Here is a 16,406-nt window from a genome sequence, read left to right as displayed (position 1 = left end):
AGAATCAAAGTGGATTCGAAGTTCAAGTCCCGCTCTCGGGCGGCACTGGCGCTGTCCATGGCTTCGGCCGCCTTGCTGACCGGCTGCGGCAGCGGCTCTTCGGCACCGGCGGCGAAAGATGATGGACAGCCCATCGAGGTGTGGGCGCGCGCCGGAACCGATGCCGCCACCACGTACTCCGCGCTGTTCAAGGAGTTCACAGCCAAGACTGGTGTGCAGGTCAACTTCCAGGGCGTCCCGGACCTGGACCAGCAGCTCCAAACCAGGGCAGCGTCCAAGAAACTGCCGGATCTGGTCATCAATGACTCAGCAGCCCTGGGCAATTACACCTCACAGGGGTACCTGCAGAAGATCGATAAGTCCTCCGTGGCGGGCAACGACGCGATACCGGACTCCCTGTGGAAGGAGACCCAGGGCCTGGACGGATCCACGTACGGCGTTCCGTTCTCCCGCCAGACCATGGTGACCATGATCCGCAAGGACTGGCGCGAAAAGCTGGGCCTGCCCGTTCCCAAAACGCAGGAGGACCTGGCGAAACTCGCCACCGCATTCGCCACGCAGGATCCGGACGGCAACGGCCAGGCCGACACCTACGGCATGACCGTTCCCGGATCCACGGAACGCGGCTACTTCGGCTGGTGGGCCTCCTCCTACCTCTGGCAGGACGGCGGGACGTACCTCAAGGACGACGGCAACGGGAAATATTCAGCCTCCGCATCCGACGCCCAGGCGGGCGTCACCTGGATCAAGCAGCAGTTCTGCACCCCCGGCAACACCCAGCCCGGTGCCCTCACAGCAGCCACCAGCGCCGCAACCCCCTTCTTCCAGACCGGTAAAACAGGCATCATCCTGACCGGTCCCTACAACTTCTCCTCTTTCGACGCTTCGCTCGGCAAGGACAAGTACGAAGTGATCGAGACCCCCAAGGGCAGCAAGGACAACACCGTCCTGGCGGAAGGCGAAAACATCTACGTCACGGCCACCAACGGCAAGAAGGACCAGACCAAGCAGGTCATTGACTTCCTCGTTTCAGCAGAGGGGCAGAAGGCAGGAATGACCGCCGGCAAGCAGCCGATCGTCCGGGTGCCGGTGAACTCCGGCGTCGACGCCGCCGCCGTCTACAACGACCCGCGCTGGGCCGTGGTCCAGGACGCTTTGAAGAACTCTTCGAAGTCGTTCCCGTCCGCCATCAACTTCGTTCCGATCAAGCAGGCCGCGGCGGAAGCGCTGAACAAGATCGCCTCCGATTGCGCGGCGGACAATGTGGCATCCGGGCTCAAGGACCTTGACACCGCCATTAACAACGAACTGACAAGCCAGAACGCAAAGTCATGACCACTGCCCCAACCAAACCAGCGCGGTCGTTGACCCGGGGTCCGGATACTGGTCAGGAGCCGGCGCGCAGGAAGCGCCGCAACGGCAAGCAACTCCTCGCAATCTGGCTCTTTCTGGTGCCGGCGGCCGTCCTGGGCCTGTACTTCAAGTTCATCCCCATGCTCGAGGGCATCCGGCTGAGCTTCTTCAAGGTCCAGCCGTTCCTGGGCGACGTGTTTGTCGGCCTGGACAACTACATCAGCGTGCTGACGGATGCCCGGTTCATGGAAGCCCTGGGCCACACGGTGGTTCTCGGTGTGACCCAGACGCTGGGGGCACTGGTGGTGGGGTTCGCTTTGGCCCTGCTGCTGGAAGGCCAGGCACGGTCGCTGTGGATCCTGCGCACCACCATCTTCCTTCCCGTCGTCACGGCCCTGGCCGTCGTCGGCGAAATCTGGCGGATCCTCTACTTCCCCACCGCTGACGGACCGCTGAACAGCATCCTGGGCTGGCTGGGACTCGGTCCCCTGCAATTCCTCAACGGCACGGACACGGCACTGTGGTCCATCGCCGTCGTCGGCATCTGGAGCGGAGCGCCCTACAACATGGTGATCATCCTGGCCGGCCTCACCGGCGTGGACCGTTCCCTCTACGAATCGGCGGGGGTGGATGGAGCCACCATCTGGCAGCGGCTGCGGTACATCACCCTGCCCGCCCTGCGCCCGTCGCTGGTGATTGTCCTGACCCTGGCCGCCATCCGCAGCCTTCGCAGCTTCACGGAGGTGTACGTGCTCACCGGCGGCGGTCCCGCCGGATCCACCGAAGTCTGGATGACCCGCATGTACTCACTCGGGTTCCAGCGCAATGACATCGGTGTGGCATCGGCAGCCGCCGTCCTCCTGCTGGTGGTCACCCTCCTGCTGACCCTCGGTACCCAGCTTCTTGGCAAAAGGAAGGCCGCACGATGACCGACACCGCTTCCCGCCCGCAGGCACGCACAGCGAAACCATCCGCGGGCGCGCGATTCGACACCGCCCTTGGCTGGTCTCCCCGGGTCGGCCCGAACATGATCCTCCGCATCCTGCTCTGCGTGCTCGTCTTCTGCATTTTTGCGCTGCCCTTCGTGGCCATCATTTCCGGAGCGTTCGACCGGAATTCGAGCCCCACGGACATATCGCTGCTGCCCAAGAGCTTCACGCTCCGGAACTTTGAAGCCGCCACGCAGCAGGGGCTGTGGGGCTACCTGCTGAACTCCCTGGTGGTGGCCGGCGGCGGCCTCCTGCTCCAGATGATGGTGTCGGTGTTCGCCGCCTACAGCCTGAGCCGGAAGAAGTTCCGGGGACAGGCGCTGGTCCTGCTGCTGGTCCTGATGACCATGATGCTGCCGGAAGAGATCATCGGCATTCCGCTGTCCTTGGTCCTTGGAGATTTGCCGCTGCTGGGAATCAGCCTGCGCGGCTCCGTCCTGGCCGTCATCCTCCCGGTCGGCATCTGGGGTTTCTCCATCTTCATCATGAGTGAATTCATGAAGGAGATCCCCGGCGAGATCGAGGAAGCCGCCCGGCTGGACGGGGTGGGCGAATTCCGGATGCTGTTCACCATCATCCTCCCGCTCTGCAAACCCGCCCTCGGCGTCATCGGGATCTTCGGCTTCATGATGGTCTGGGACCAGTACCTGCTGCCACTCATCGCAGCAAACGACCCCAGCGACTACACCCTGACCGTTGCCCTCTCGGTGCTCCGCAATGACACCACGGTGGGACCAGGAGTGCTGCTGGCCGGCGCCCTGATGGCCATGATTCCGAGCCTCCTGGTGTACCTCTTCCTGCAACGCTCTATGATCCGCGGCATCACCTCGGGCGCCACCAAGGGGTAGGGCGACCCCTCTCCCCCGCCCATTCCACGAAAGAAGTTCAATGAAAACCAGCACCACCATCCATGCCGCGTCCATGCCCACTTCGGCAGACCTCATCATCACGGACATCACCATCACCCCCATCGCGTTCCCGGACCCGCCGCTGCTGAACGCCGTCGGAGTCCACGAACCCCTGGTCCACCGGGTGGTCATCGAGGTCCGGACAGCCAACGGCCTGCTGGGACTGGGCGAATGCGCCGGCGGCCGCAGCAGGCTCGACAACCTGGCAGCGGGGGCCAACGCCATCAAAGGTGTGAATGTCTTCGAGACCACCCGGATGGAACAGTTGATCAACCAGGCCCTCGACCCGTCTCTGTCAGCGTTCGAACGCGCCGCCGTCTTCTCCGCCTTCGAGGTTGCCGCACTGGACATCCAAGGGCACGCTACCGGGCGGACTGTCAGTGAACTGCTGGGCGGCACCGTCCGCAGCGAAGTTCCTTTCAGCGCCTACCTGTTCTATAAGTGGGCCGAGCATCCGGCAATGGACGGCAAGCCCGCCATCACAGATGAGTGGGGCGAGGCGCTCGACCCTGCGGGCATTGTCCGGCAGGCGCAAAAAATGATCGGCGAGTACGGGTTCAAGTCCATCAAGCTCAAGGGCGGAGTCTTCCCGCCGGCGGAGGAAATCAAGGCCATCAGGGCGCTCCGCGAAGCATTCCCGGACATGCCGCTCCGGCTCGACCCCAACACCGCATGGACCGTGGAAACCTCCCAATGGGTGGCCCGGGAAACCGAAGGCCTGCTGGAGTACCTGGAGGATCCGACGCCGGGCCTTGAGGGGATGGGCCAGGTGGCCGCTGTGGCCACCATGCCCCTGGCCACGAACATGTGCGTTGTTGCTTTCGAGCACATCAGGCGCAGCGTGGAACTGGATTCGGTCCAGGTCATCCTCGGTGATCACCACTATTGGGGCGGCCTGCGCCACACCCGGGAACTGGGGGCCATTTGTGAAACCTTCGGAATAGGATTGTCCATGCACTCCAACTCCCACCTGGGCATCAGCCTTGCCGCCATGGTGCACGTGGCCGCAGCCACCCCGGCCCTCACTTACGCCTGCGACACCCACTATCCCTGGAACGGGCACAATGATGTGGTTAAGCCCGGCACCCTGCGCTTTGTGGACGGCAGCGTCCGCGTCCCCACAGGCACGGGATTGGGGGTGGAGCTGGACCGGGAAAAACTCGCCGAACTGCACCAGCAATACCTCGATGCCCGGATGACGGCCCGGGATGACACCGGCTACATGCAGCGCTTCGTCCCCGGGTTCACTGCGGACCTCCCCCGGTGGTAGGGCCGCAGGTCACCGGGTACCTCTATCCCTGGGATGTGCTCGGTGACCGCGAGGCCGTTGAGTGGATAAAGGACAGCGGGGTGGACCGCGTGGCGCTTGCGGCGGCCTACCATTCGGTGCGCGCCGGCACGCCGCGGCACCCCGACCGCCGCGTGGTTGATGCCGGATCCGCGGCGCTCTACGTGCCCGCCGGTGATGCTTTCACCGGCCAGCCCCTCGTTCCCGGCAGTGCGTGGGACTGGACGGGGACGGAGAACGCGTTCGGTGAGGCCGCCGCGGCGCTACAGGCAGCCAACCTCCCGGTGGACGCATGGGCCGTCCTGACCCACTCGAGCGCGGCCGGCGGCAACAACCCCGGCATGTGCGTACGCAACGCGTTCGGCGAGGTGTACAGCTACGCGTTGTGCCCCTCGCACCCCGCGGTCCGCGGGTACGCCGCCGGGATCGTGGCGCGGGTCCTCGCGGCCGGGCAACCCGACGGGCTCATCCTGGAAGCCGTAGGCCCGCTGGGCTTCAGCCATCAGAACCGGCACGAAAAGACGGAGGGCGCCGAGTACTCACCGTGGGTGCAGGCGCTGCTATCGCTGTGTTTCTGCGCGGCGTGCAAGGCTGCCTACGAGGCGCGCGGGCTGCCGGCCGCCGCACAGCAGGACCGGGTGCGCGCCGAGGTGGTGCAATCAGGGGATCCGGAACTCACCGTGGCCACGGCGTCAAACGCAGGGGATTTCCTTCCCCTGCTGGAGGTTCGCTGGGACGCCACAGCGGCGCTGCTGGATCAGTGCCTGGCAGCCGTCGAAGCTTCCGGCTCCAGTCCCCGCGTATCCCTGCACGCGTCGCCGGATCCCTGGAACGCGGGACCGTTCGTGCCGGTGGAGTCGCTGCGCAGGAGCCGGTTGTGGAGGCAGCTTGGTGACGTCACCGCCGTCGTACCGTGCTGGGGCAGCCCGAGCGACGGCGCGCTGACGCTCCAAGCCATGTCAGCCGCCGGTGTGCGCGCAGGTGCGTACGTTTTGGCGTTGCCGCCAAAGCCGTCCGACGGCGGCGGGCTGGCAAGCGAGTGGGGCGCGCTTCACGCGGCGGGCGCCGACGAGCTGCATGTCTATCATTTGGGACTTGCCTCCAGCAGGCGGCTTTCGGCGATTTCGCAGGCACTTACAATTTTGCGTTAAGGGGCCGTTCAGCGCGGGGCACCAGGCCCGGGCGCGGGCTTAGTTCGCCGGCCCGGCGGGGCTGTGACCGGCTTGGGCCTGGTCAAGGGCCGTGAGCAGGCCGTCACCGTCTTCGACGTCGTAGAAGGCCACCGTTTGCCCGAGCCCAAGGCTGAAGAAATCCAGCCCGGTGTTCTGGTACATGCCAAACAGCCCCGAGAGGCCTTGGGAACCGAAAGTCACGCTGACATGCCGTCCATCCCGGGACCGGTCGACTTTGGTGGGCACGCCGACCGGAGAATCGGCGACGGACCTCTCACCCGTGCAGACGATTGCCCGGCGGGTAGTGAGCGCGTATACGGTAGCGAGTTTCCGCCGCTTCTTGAAGATGAACCGGCCGAAGATGAAATAGAGGCCCACCAGGACGAACGGAATGCCCCAGAGAACAAAGAAAGGCTGCCTCACCGTCGAGACCGCCATGATCTCCCAAAAGACCGCGAAGCCGCCCCACATAATGCTGAACGGCACAAGCAATGCATCGGCACCGGTAAAACGCACACGGGGATTCGGCTGACCAACCCACAGCAACTGTTCGCCGTGCCGGAGGAGGGGCAGAATCCTGGACCGTGGATCATTCATGCACCGAAGTCTCGCACCGGCATGTATGGAAGCGATGTCCTGAGTCGGTTCTTGAGCTAAATTTGCGTGGAACGTGGGCGGTCGTTTGGGTTTCGCTCCTACCGTAGAGACCAAGATCCTGCCGACGCGGCAGGGCCTTGGCACCAGGGACAGGACCGGCGGCCAGTGCAACCAGGAGACCATGGGTGCCGCCCCCCAAACGCCGCCGGTCCATCCACCTCCACCTTGCGTGCTGGTTGCTTTCACCGGTGGCCGCGATCACCATGGAAGCGTGCGAACGAAAGGCTTCTGGCGCCGGCCGGCTTTGCCCCTCTGCCTGCTGGCCTCTCTGGCCGGAACGGCCGGGTGTTCCTATGACTACCCGGATACGGCACATACCCCGGGCACCGGAGCTGACGGCACGGCCACAGCCCTGCCCGCGAAATCCGCGGCGCCACCCGCTGACCCCCTGGTCCTTGAGCGTGAGGTCAGAAACTACCAGGATTTGGACGGGCTCCTAAAAGCTGTCCCGGGAGACGTCCTCCTGTTTCAAGAGGGGCCGTTGGACGGGCCTGCCAGGGGTTTTGGCACCACGGAACAGGTAGACGCAGCCGGCGAGTACACCGTCACTGCGGCCTGCATCGGTGCTCCCAACGCCAGGATCTTCATCCGCCAGGAGAATCCCACGGTCACGCTCTGGCCTGTCGAGCTCACGGTGGACTGCCCAGGGTCCGCGTCACAGGTCATCACACTTCAACAAGGCTATGTTTCCGCGCACCTGTCATTGCCTGCACCCGCAGATGCGCCCTGGACCGGGGCGGTGGGCGGAGTGCGGGTGACCGGCTGAGGCTGCCTGCCTGCTGCCGGCGTGCGCTCACCGGACTGCCACGTCCCGCCAGACAGCCATCCGGCCCAAGGCTGCGGCGAGGCCTACCGTTGCCCAGAGACCAAGGGCACCGATTGTCCAGCCGAAGCCGAGCATGGATCCCAGCGCCCAGAAGCCCAGTGTCGGCACGATGAAGAACGCGGCAACATGGATCCATTGGTTGCGGATGGGTCTGAGTAAATACCCAAGGATCCAGGCCAGCGGGACGCCTGTGACCAGGGCGATGCCGTACCCGTACATCAGGACCATGAGGGCGAGGTCGAGCAGGAACCCCTGCGAGGTCGCCGCCAATACGATATACAGGCCGACCAGCCACAGCGTCGTCGCAATGGCCCAGCCCTTGAAGAGCGCCCGGCCGGTAAGGATCACGCCCCGCCGGATCAGAATGTCGCCGTCCGGAGTACCCTCGCCCAGGGCGCCGTGCGTCATGGCACGTGCCCATCAGCGTGATGCCCGGTCATTTGGCGGCGAGTTCGTTGCGGCGGAAGGTGCCGGCGATGGAGAGCTTGCGCCCGTATTCGATGGACCCGTATCTGAACAGGTGGACGGCCAACCGAAGGATCAGAGTCCCGACGACGAATAGTTCGACGACGACGATGGTCGCCTCAACAGGGTTGAGAGTGCCGAAGCCGTTGCGAAGCAGTGCGGTAACCGGAGCGGTCAGCGGGAAGTAGGTGAAGATCTGCACGATCAGCGCCCCCGGGTTGGAGATGATCAGGCTGATCGTATAGAAGGGGATGAACATCATTGCCACGAGCGGGCCGAAGACGGTTCCAGCTTCCTTGGCGGTCGGCATGATCGCCCCGATCGCCACCAGGACTCCGGTGAAGACGGTGAATCCGCCCAGCGTGAGAAGTGCCCCGGCGATTATGGGGCCGGGTTCGAAGACCAGGGAGGACAGATCAACCTGGGGCAAGGCAAGGCGGTCCCGGAAGAACAAGTAAGCGAGTCCGACCGGCGCCAGGAACACGAGGATCTGGACGAGCCCCACGGCGAACAGCGAGATGATCTTGCCTGTTATCAGGGTGGTTGGATTCAGGGTGGTCAGGATCATTTCGGTGACGCGGTTTTCCTTCTCCTCCAGGGTGGAGTTCAGCATCTGGTTTGAAAGAAGGATCATCGAAATGTAGAAGATGACCAGGAACAACAGCGGCGGGATGATTCCGCCGACGCCGGCGGCGGCGCTGCCGCCCTTGAAGGTTTCGGAGTCGACCTTGACGGCTCCAGTCAGTGCCGCCGTCAGCTGGGGAGAGCCGACCTGGCTCTGGGCTGAGACGGTAAGGAGCTGCCTGGCCACGGCCTGGTATTTGTCGTTCTCGAACATGCCTTTGTCGGCGCCGTAGACCTTCACCGACTCCTTGGCGGGATCGGCCGGGTAGGCGAAGTACGCCTCAGAGGTGCCGGCCTTCACGGCGGCGATCGCCGCCGCCGGATCGCTGGTTATCGTCCCGCCGGCCAGCTTGGCGGCGGAAGGGGCGATGATTCCGGAGGCGTCGGTGTAGGTGAACGCGAACCTGGCGCTCTTCTGCGCGGCCGCAGTGTCCTTTGTACTGGCGTTGGACGCGTACACGAGGGCGAAGATGAGCACGAGGATGACCGGAAGCGCCAGGGTTGCGATCACGAAGCCCCGTTTCTTGATGGTCCGGAAGAACTCGAACGAGATGACAGTGCCGAGGTTGTGCTGTCCCATTGCCATGTCAGCCTTCCGTCAGTTCATGCTGTTCGCCGTAGACCTGGATGAAGATTTCATCCAGGGAAATCCTCGCCGGGGTAAAGGAACGGACGCCGGCGCCTGCTTCCACGAGTGCGCGCAGGACTTTCTCCTCCGTCGCCCCGGGCCGCGGCGAGAGCTCCGCCCGGCCGTCCTCATCCGATACGACGTCGAAAAGCCCCGACGCGGGCAGGGAACCGTCGTGGGTGACCCGGTAGACGGTGCCACCGAACTCCTCCTGGACCTCTTCCACCGTCCCGTAGGCGCGGGAGACCCCGTCCTTGAGCAGGATGACGCGGTCGCAGAGCCGCTCGACTTCCTCCATCTGGTGGGTGACCATGATGACGGTTGCCCCGGCCCGCTTGTGTTCTTCGATAATGTCCATCAGGAGGCGCCGGTTGACAGGGTCAAAGCCCTTGGTGGGCTCGTCAAGGATCAGCAGCCCCGGGTTGTTCATGATGGTTACCCCGAGCTGGACTTTCTGCTGCTGGCCGCTGGAGAGTTTGTCCAGGCGGGTCCTGGCTTTGCCGGCAAGACCGACCCGTTCCAGGTAGTCCTCGGACCAGGACCGGGCTGCGGTCTTGGACAATCCTTTGAGCCGGCCGAAGTAAACCATCACATCCAGGACATGTTCTTTCTTGTACAGCCCGCGTTCCTCGGGCAGGTATCCGAGGCTGGCCCCGTCCCGGGGCTCGAAGACCTTACCGCCGATGTGCAACGTCCCGGCCGTGGGCCGGTAGATACCCAGGAGCGCCCGCAGCGTGGTGGTTTTCCCGGACCCGTTGCTCCCAAGGAATCCGAATGTCTCTCCGGCGTGGACATCAAAGGACAGGTCACGGATAACCGTGGTGTCCCCGAAGTCCATTCGGAAATCCTGAATGTGTACCAGCGGCTCCTGCGCCCTGTCCCCCGATGTCATGATCTCAGCGTATCCGTTGGCGATCCCGTCGTACCGGGTAACCATGTCACGATCCATTGCCTGAGGAGTCAAAGAGACGGACGGGTCGGAAATCGGGTACTACAGTGGATGCATGGCTCCCAGCCGCCACCCGCTCGACGACCTGCGCGAAACAATCGGCCACCTGGCCGATCAGCTCAAGCTGCCCGGTTCGGAGCGCGTCGACGACCTCGTCGGCGATCTCATCGGCGCGAGGCCCGGGCCGGCCCGGCCGCTGTACGAAGTGCAGGCCGAGCTCGACGCGCTGGTGGGACTGGAGACCGTGAAGGAACAGGTGCGGGCACTCGTCGCACTGCTCCAGGTCCAGGCCCGCCGCAAGGCGCACGGCCTGCCGGAGGTGGCCACATCACAACATCTTGTGTTCCTCGGAAACCCGGGCACGGGCAAGACCACCGTGGCCCGGCTCCTGGCCGAGATGTACCGCGCGGTCGGCCTACTCCAGAAAGGCCACCTGGTCGAGGTTGACCGTTCGGGTCTTGTGGGACAGTACGTTGGCCAGACCGCCATCAAGACGGACCGGGTGATCCGGCGCGCCTTGGATGGCGTCCTGTTCATCGACGAGGCCTACGCGCTGGCCCCGGAGGACGGTCGGATGGACTTCGGCTCCGAGGCGATCGAAGTCCTGCTCAAGCGGATGGAGGACCACCGCCACCGCCTGGTGGTGATCGTGGCCGGGTACCCGCGGCTGATGGAGTCCTTCCTGCTTTCGAATCCTGGACTGCGCTCCCGGTTCGCCCGCGAGATCACGTTCCCCGACTACTCCGTGGACGCACTCCAGACGATCTTCAACCAGATGCTGGCGCAACACGAGTACACCCTGGAGCCGGGTGCTGACCAGATGCTGCGCCGCATCCTCACGGGGCTCCACGCGGGCGAGGACTCCGGCAACGCACGATTCGTCCGCACGCTGTTCGAGCAGGCACTCAACCGCCAGGCGCTTCGGCTGTCGCTCGACGAGGAACAAAGCCTCGACGCGCTCGACCGCGAGGCCGTCATGACTCTCACTGTGGACGACATCGCCGGGGCCGCGCGGGCCTTGGGCGAGGAGCCGGAACCAGAACCGGCGCCGGAGCCAGAGCCGGAGCAGCCACGCTGGTGGCGCTGGCTGGCCTGACGGGGTCTTGCTCGCTACCGCTCGCAGCCGACATTCGAGCGCTGACAGGCGCTCCAGGGGATGGGGTCCAAGATCTTCACGGCCACTGCGGTCTGGGACTGCCCGCTCGACAAAGGCTGCGGGCACCACACGCGGCTACACTAGGCGAGGTAAGGACGGATTGGGGGATCCGCGGCGGGCTCGCGCCCGCTGGCCCGCTGGTCGGTCGCAGCCAGCGAAACCAAGGGAACGACCCGTGACCTTCTTCCAGGACTACGCAATACCAGCGCCCCCTCCCCGCCCACGAACTCCGCAGTTCACGCCCCCTCCATGGATTGCGCCGCCTCGGTACGAGCTGCCAGCCGTCGTTCCAATGAGCCGGTTCATATTTAAATCGCCGGCCTTGGTAATGGCCCTTGAAACCGCCAAGGTCTTCTCCACCGGATGCGTCTTTGAAATCTCCTGGATGCTCCGCCGCTCTGACCAGGATGACCGGCGATGGTCAGAGTTGAACCTTGCCTTCCACCGCCCGGCGCCTCACATGCATGAAGGGGACATCTCGGCCGGTTCCGTGCTCCTATTTGGAATGCAGTTCGCGGACGGCACCAAAGCCAGCACGTCATCCCTCGCGATGTACGGGAGGTCCACGCCAATCGACCACGAACCTGAAGGGCCGGTCTTTGACTTCCGTCCGATGGGAGGCAATGGCGGGGAAGACGATATGTCGGCAACCGGAAGGCTGTGGCTATGGCCGCTGCCGCCGGCCGGTGACCTGCGACTGGTCGCCCAATGGACGGACATGGGCATGAGCGAAAGCAGCATCGTCCTCGACGGCTCCCGGCTGCGGGAAGCTGCCGCGGGCGCCCAGAAGTACTGGGAACAGGAGGGATGATGGCACTCGACAGCCTGGTCCTGACCGTCGTCTTCGCGGCGGTGTTCTTCTACGTCCTCTACGGCGTCATCCGCGCCGCCGTCCGTGACGGCATCCTCCAAGCCGACGAACGACGGCAGAAGGCCCGTGGAACGGTGGGCAGCGGCGGAAGCGGCACGTAAACGCCCGGGGCAACACGCTTTCGCTGCAGGCGTTGCCCTTGGCTGCACAAACACATGACCCCGCACGCCTCAGCATGCGGGGTCATTCGTACTAGTCCAAAGGCTTGGTCAGCCCTTCGGAAGACAGACCTAGAAGTCCCAGTCCTCGTCTTCCGTGTTGACGGCCTTGCCGATCACATACGACGAACCCGAGCCCGAGAAGAAATCGTGGTTCTCGTCAGCGTTCGGAGACAGCGCCGAGAGGATGGCCGGGTTCACATCGGTCACGGATGCCGGGAACATCGCCTCGTAGCCCAGGTTCATCAGGGCCTTGTTGGCGTTGTAGTGCAGGAACTTCTTGACGTCCTCGGCCAGGCCGACACCGTCGTACAGGTCGTGCGTGTACTGGACCTCGTTCTCGTACAGCTCGAACAGCAGCTCGAACGTGTAGTCCTTGATCTCCTGGCGCTTCTCCTCGGAAACCTTCTCCAGGCCCTTCTGGAACTTGTAGCCGATGTAGTAGCCGTGCACGGCCTCATCGCGGATGATCAGGCGGATCAGGTCAGCTGTGTTCGTCAGCTTGGCCCGGGAAGACCAGTACATGGGCAGGTAAAAGCCCGAGTAGAACAGGAAGCTCTCCAGCAGCGTGGAGGCCACCTTCCGCTTCAGGGGATCGTCGCCCTGGTAGTAGTCCATGACGATCTGGGCCTTCTTCTGCAGGTTCTCATTCTCAGTGGACCAGCGGAACGCCTCGTCGATCTCCTTGGTGGAGGCCAGCGTGGAGAAGATGGAGGAGTAGCTCTTGGCGTGCACGGACTCCATGAACGCGATGTTCGTGTACACGGCTTCCTCGTGCGGGGTCAGCGCATCCGGGATCAGTGAAACCGCGCCCACAGTGCCCTGGATGGTGTCCAGCAGGGTCAGGCCGGTAAACACGCGCATGGTCAGCTGCTGCTCAGCCGGCGTCAGCGTGTTCCACGACTGGACGTCGTTGGACAGCGGCACCTTCTCCGGCAGCCAGAAGTTGTTGACCAGGCGGTTCCAGACGTCGACGTCCTTGTCGTCCTGGATGCGGTTCCAGTTGATGGCCTCGACGTGGCTCAACAGCTTGACCTTCTCGGTCATGTCATCCCCTATGCGTTGGGTGGGTTTTCTCTAAGTTAAAGCGTACGACGGCGGGCGGGCACCCGCCGTCGTACTTCACAGGTTAGTTGAAGATTCAACTACAGCATGCAGGAGACGCAACCCTCAACCTCGGTCCCTTCCAGCGCGAGCTGGCGGAGACGGATGTAGTAGATGGTCTTGATGCCCTTCTTCCAGGCGTAGATCTGGGCCTTGTTGATGTCGCGGGTGGTGGCGGTGTCCTTGAAGAACAGCGTCAGCGACAGCCCCTGGTCCACGTGCTGGGTGGCGGCGGCGTACGTGTCGATGACCTTTTCGTAGCCAATCTCGTACGCGTCCTGGTAGTACTCCAGGTTGTCGTTGGTCAGGTAAGGCGCCGGGTAGTACACGCGGCCCAGCTTGCCTTCCTTGCGGATCTCGATCTTGGACGCCACCGGGTGGATCGAGGAGGTGGAGTTGTTGATGTAGGAGATCGAGCCGGTGGGCGGCACAGCCTGCAGGTTCTGGTTGTAGATGCCGTGCTCCATAACCGAAGCCTTCAGCGCCTGCCAGTCAGCCTGCGTGGGGATGTGCACGTTCTTGAACAGCTCGCGGACCTTCTCGGTCTGCGGCACCCACTCCTGCTCCGTGTACTTGTCGAAGAATTCACCGGACGCGTAATTGGACTTCTCGAAGCCGCCGAACGTCTGGCCGGTTTCGATGGCCAGCAGGTTGGAGGCGCGGACGGCGTGGTACACCACCGAGTAGAAGTAGATGTTGGTGAAGTCCAGGCCCTCTTCGGACCCGTAGTGGACCCGTTCCCGCGCCAGGTAACCGTGCAGGTTCATCTGGCCCAGGCCGATGGCGTGGCTCTGGTCGTTGCCCTTGGCGATGGACGGCACCGAGGTGATGTTGGACATGTCAGAGACGGCGGACAGCGAGCGGATGGCGGTCTCGATGGTGAGGCCGAAGTCCGGCGAATCCATGGTCTTGGCGATGTTCAGCGAGCCCAGGTTGCAGGAGATGTCCTTGCCGGTGTCCGCGTAGGACAGGTCATCGTTGTACGTGGTGGGCTGGGAAACCTGGAGGATCTCCGAGCACAGGTTGGACATGATGATCTTGCCGTCGATCGGGTTGGCCCGGTTCACAGTGTCCTCGAACATGATGTACGGGTAGCCGGATTCGAACTGGATCTCGGCGAGGGTCTGGAAGAACTCGCGCGCCTTGATCTTGGTCTTCTTGATGCGGGAGTCGTCCACCATCTCGTAGTACTTCTCGGTGACCGAGACGTCGGAGAACGGCATGCCGTAGACGCGTTCGACGTCGTACGGCGAGAACAGGTACATGTCCTCGTCCTTCTTGGCCAGCTCGAACGTGATGTCCGGGATGACGACGCCCAGCGAGAGGGTCTTGATGCGGATCTTCTCGTCCGCGTTCTCGCGCTTGGTGTCCAGGAAGCGGTAAATGTCCGGGTGGTGCGCGTGCAGGTACACGGCACCGGCACCCTGGCGGGCACCGAGCTGGTTGGCGTAGGAGAAGCTGTCTTCGAGGAGCTTCATCACGGGGATGACACCGGAGGATTGGTTCTCGATCTGCTTGATGGGCGCGCCCACTTCGCGGATGTTGGTCAGGGCAAAGGCCACGCCGCCGCCGCGCTTGGACAGCTGCAGAGCGGAGTTGATGCTGCGCCCGATCGACTCCATGTTGTCTTCGATGCGCAGCAGGAAGCAGGACACCAGCTCGCCGCGCTGCTTCTTGCCGGCGTTCAGGAAGGTGGGGGTGGCCGGCTGGAAGCGGCCCTCGATGATCTCGTCCACCATCTGGAGGGCAAGCTGTTCGTTGCCGCGGGCCAGGTGCAGGGCAACCATGCACACTCGGTCTTCGTAGCGCTCCAGGAAACGCTTGCCGTCGAACGTCTTCAGCGTGTAGGAGGTGTAGAACTTGAAAGCACCCAGGAAGGTTTCGAAGCGGAACTTCTTCTTGTAGGCACGGTTGAACAGTTCACGGATGAAGTTCATCGTGTACTGGTCCAGCGTTTCGCGCTCGTAGTACTGGTTTTTCACCAGGTAGTCGAGCTTCTCCTCCAGGTCATGGAAGAACACGGTGTTGTTGTTCACGTGCTGCAGGAAATACTGGTGCGCGGCCTCACGGTCCGCCTCAAACTGGATTTCACCGCTGGGACCATAGAGGTTCAGCATGGCGTTCAGTTCGTGGTATCCCAGGCCTTTGTAGGCAGCCGGCATCTCAGGCTTCCCGGCCCTGGTTACTTCTGTGTCTGCGACAGTCGTGTCCAAAACGTGTCCAATCCTTGGTTGACCCGGGTGACGTCTTCCGGCGTTCCCATAAGTTCGAATCGATAGAGGTGGGGTACTTTGCACTTGGCGGCGATGATGTCCCCCGCCATGCAGTAGTTGTCCCCGAAGTTCGTGTTGCCGGCACCAATCACGCCGCGGAGCAGTTGCCTGTTCTGCGGGTTGTTGAGGAACCGGATGACCTGCTTGGGAACGGACCCCTCTCCCCCGGTGCCGCCGTAAGTGGGCACCACCAGCACGAACGGCCGGGTGGCGAGGAGGGGTGCGTCCTTCGCGTAGAGCGGGATCCGGGCCACCTCACGGCCTAGCTTCCTGACGAAGCGGCTGGTGTTCTCGGATGCAGAGGAAAAGTAGATGAGCTGGCTGCCGGTAGTAACCGGCTCCGCATCAGCCTGTGCACTGGCCGGCGCGGACGCCTCCACGCGCTGAGCCGCGTGGTCACGCTGTGCTGTGGGTGCCACCATGGACGTCACCTCAGCTGGTTGCTGTCGGGAAAAGCGGAAACCTTAAGCCACGGAGGAAACGGCGGACAGCGCCAGTTCCTCGATCTTGTCCGGGCGGAAGCCTGACCAGTGGCCCTGGTCGGTGACCACAACGGGAGCCTGCATGTAGCCCAGTGCCTTCAGGCGCTCGAGAGCCTCGGCGTCCTGGGAAATGTCGACGCTCTGGTAGGTGATGCCCTTTTTGTCGAGCGCACGGTAGGTGGCGTTGCACTGAACACAAGCAGGCTTCGTGTAAACCGTTACGGTCATTGTCCCTGTCCCCTTAGTTGAAATCTATTGCTGGTGCGGTGTCCCCGTCCAAGCCGTATGTAGATACTACATGTAGTGCAGGCGCCTCTTTTGGACCCCAAGATGATGTATTACAAGTATGTCATTTAATGCACCGTTAATCCACAGGCCCGGGCCGTAAAAATGGCCGGGATCCCGGGATTTTTGGCAGCCCGGTCCACACCCTGTGGACTACTTAGCCACAATTAACGGCCAGCGTGTCGCGAAAACGACGGCGTGTCGCTGCGTTGTCCACA

Annotated in this window: 17 protein-coding genes; 9 read left to right on the top strand and 8 right to left on the bottom strand. The window is 63.4% G+C overall.

The annotated features are described in order from the left end of the window. Positions 1–9 precede the first annotated feature (9 nt). Genes AB4Y79_RS06015 through AB4Y79_RS05995 form a run of 5 tightly spaced genes read left to right on the top strand, consistent with a single transcriptional unit; the run spans position 10 to position 5,689 of the window. Entirely contained in the window at positions 10–1,335 is a 1,326-nt protein-coding gene (locus AB4Y79_RS06015; RefSeq protein ID WP_441859678.1) for an ABC transporter substrate-binding protein, read from the top strand. Then, a complete protein-coding gene (locus AB4Y79_RS06010) occupies positions 1,332–2,282 on the top strand; it encodes a carbohydrate ABC transporter permease (RefSeq protein WP_441859676.1) in 951 nt (316 codons plus the stop codon). The genes AB4Y79_RS06015 and AB4Y79_RS06010 overlap by 4 nt, the downstream gene beginning before the upstream one ends. Continuing rightward, positions 2,279–3,190 (top strand): carbohydrate ABC transporter permease, encoded by a 912-nt coding sequence (locus AB4Y79_RS06005; protein ID WP_441859674.1) that lies wholly within the window; start codon positions 2,279–2,281, stop codon positions 3,188–3,190. The genes AB4Y79_RS06010 and AB4Y79_RS06005 overlap by 4 nt, the downstream gene beginning before the upstream one ends. Before the next feature lie 40 nt (positions 3,191–3,230). Continuing rightward, positions 3,231–4,520 (top strand): glucarate dehydratase family protein, encoded by a 1,290-nt coding sequence (locus AB4Y79_RS06000; protein WP_441859672.1) that lies wholly within the window; start codon positions 3,231–3,233, stop codon positions 4,518–4,520. Further along, on the top strand, positions 4,514–5,689 hold the full coding sequence (locus tag AB4Y79_RS05995) for a hypothetical protein (RefSeq protein ID WP_441859670.1): 1,176 nt from the start codon (positions 4,514–4,516) through the stop codon (positions 5,687–5,689). Before AB4Y79_RS06000 ends, AB4Y79_RS05995 begins: the two co-directional genes overlap by 7 nt. A 39-nt stretch (positions 5,690–5,728) precedes the next feature. On the opposite strand, the gene AB4Y79_RS05990 is transcribed toward AB4Y79_RS05995, so the two are convergent. Next, positions 5,729–6,307: a hypothetical protein gene (locus AB4Y79_RS05990; RefSeq protein WP_441859668.1), complete on the bottom strand. Its 579-nt coding sequence runs from the start codon at positions 6,305–6,307 to the stop codon at positions 5,729–5,731. 271 nt (positions 6,308–6,578) lie between these two features. Here AB4Y79_RS05990 and AB4Y79_RS05985 point away from each other — a divergent pair, with 271 nt between their 5' ends. Further along, positions 6,579–7,133, top strand: a complete 555-nt coding sequence (locus AB4Y79_RS05985; protein WP_441859667.1) for a hypothetical protein — start codon at positions 6,579–6,581, stop codon at positions 7,131–7,133. A gap of 27 nt (positions 7,134–7,160) precedes the next feature. On the opposite strand, the gene AB4Y79_RS05980 is transcribed toward AB4Y79_RS05985, so the two are convergent. From AB4Y79_RS05980 to AB4Y79_RS05970, 3 genes are read right to left on the bottom strand one after another with little or no spacing between them, the layout of a single operon-like run. Beyond that, a complete protein-coding gene (locus AB4Y79_RS05980) occupies positions 7,161–7,601 on the bottom strand; it encodes a hypothetical protein (RefSeq protein WP_441859665.1) in 441 nt (146 codons plus the stop codon). Between the two features lie 28 nt (positions 7,602–7,629). After that, the gene (locus AB4Y79_RS05975) at positions 7,630–8,862 is read right to left on the bottom strand and encodes an ABC transporter permease (RefSeq protein ID WP_441859875.1); all 1,233 of its coding nucleotides are present in this window, start codon (positions 8,860–8,862) and stop codon (positions 7,630–7,632) included. 7 nt (positions 8,863–8,869) lie between these two features. After that, on the bottom strand, positions 8,870–9,748 hold the full coding sequence (locus AB4Y79_RS05970) for an ABC transporter ATP-binding protein (RefSeq protein ID WP_441859873.1): 879 nt from the start codon (positions 9,746–9,748) through the stop codon (positions 8,870–8,872). A 166-nt stretch (positions 9,749–9,914) separates the two neighbouring features. Between AB4Y79_RS05970 and AB4Y79_RS05965 the strand changes: the two genes are divergently transcribed. The 3 genes from AB4Y79_RS05965 (at position 9,915) to AB4Y79_RS05955 (ending at position 11,987) form a co-directional block, all read left to right on the top strand. Then, on the top strand, positions 9,915–10,955 hold the full coding sequence (locus AB4Y79_RS05965; protein ID WP_441859663.1) for an AAA family ATPase: 1,041 nt from the start codon (positions 9,915–9,917) through the stop codon (positions 10,953–10,955). A gap of 388 nt (positions 10,956–11,343) precedes the next feature. Next, a complete protein-coding gene (locus AB4Y79_RS05960) occupies positions 11,344–11,826 on the top strand; it encodes a hypothetical protein (protein WP_441859661.1) in 483 nt (160 codons plus the stop codon). After that, positions 11,826–11,987 (top strand): hypothetical protein, encoded by a 162-nt coding sequence (locus AB4Y79_RS05955; RefSeq protein ID WP_441859659.1) that lies wholly within the window; start codon positions 11,826–11,828, stop codon positions 11,985–11,987. The genes AB4Y79_RS05960 and AB4Y79_RS05955 overlap by 1 nt, the downstream gene beginning before the upstream one ends. Positions 11,988–12,116: 129 nt before the next feature. Here AB4Y79_RS05955 and nrdF read toward each other — a convergent pair whose 3' ends face one another. The 4 genes from nrdF to nrdH all read right to left on the bottom strand — a co-directional run bounded on the left by nrdF (position 12,117) and on the right by nrdH (position 16,131). After that, the gene (gene nrdF, locus AB4Y79_RS05950) at positions 12,117–13,091 is read right to left on the bottom strand and encodes a class 1b ribonucleoside-diphosphate reductase subunit beta (RefSeq protein ID WP_018761532.1); all 975 of its coding nucleotides are present in this window, start codon (positions 13,089–13,091) and stop codon (positions 12,117–12,119) included. Positions 13,092–13,189: 98 nt separating this feature from the next. After that, positions 13,190–15,310 carry a class 1b ribonucleoside-diphosphate reductase subunit alpha gene (gene nrdE, locus AB4Y79_RS05945; RefSeq protein ID WP_441859657.1) on the bottom strand — a complete coding sequence of 707 codons (2,121 nt, stop codon included), beginning with the start codon at positions 15,308–15,310 and terminating at the stop codon, positions 13,190–13,192. 20 nt (positions 15,311–15,330) lie between these two features. Further along, positions 15,331–15,801, bottom strand: a complete 471-nt coding sequence (gene nrdI, locus AB4Y79_RS05940) for a class Ib ribonucleoside-diphosphate reductase assembly flavoprotein NrdI (RefSeq protein ID WP_441859871.1) — start codon at positions 15,799–15,801, stop codon at positions 15,331–15,333. Between the two features lie 84 nt (positions 15,802–15,885). Further along, positions 15,886–16,131 carry a glutaredoxin-like protein NrdH gene (gene nrdH, locus AB4Y79_RS05935; protein ID WP_441859656.1) on the bottom strand — a complete coding sequence of 82 codons (246 nt, stop codon included), beginning with the start codon at positions 16,129–16,131 and terminating at the stop codon, positions 15,886–15,888. Positions 16,132–16,406: the final 275 nt, after the last annotated feature.

The sequence above is a fragment of the Pseudarthrobacter sp. YAF2 genome, from assembly GCF_052113345.1.
GTDB lineage: Bacteria > Actinomycetota > Actinomycetes > Actinomycetales > Micrococcaceae > Arthrobacter.
This window is presented reverse-complemented; position numbering and strand designations above follow the sequence as displayed.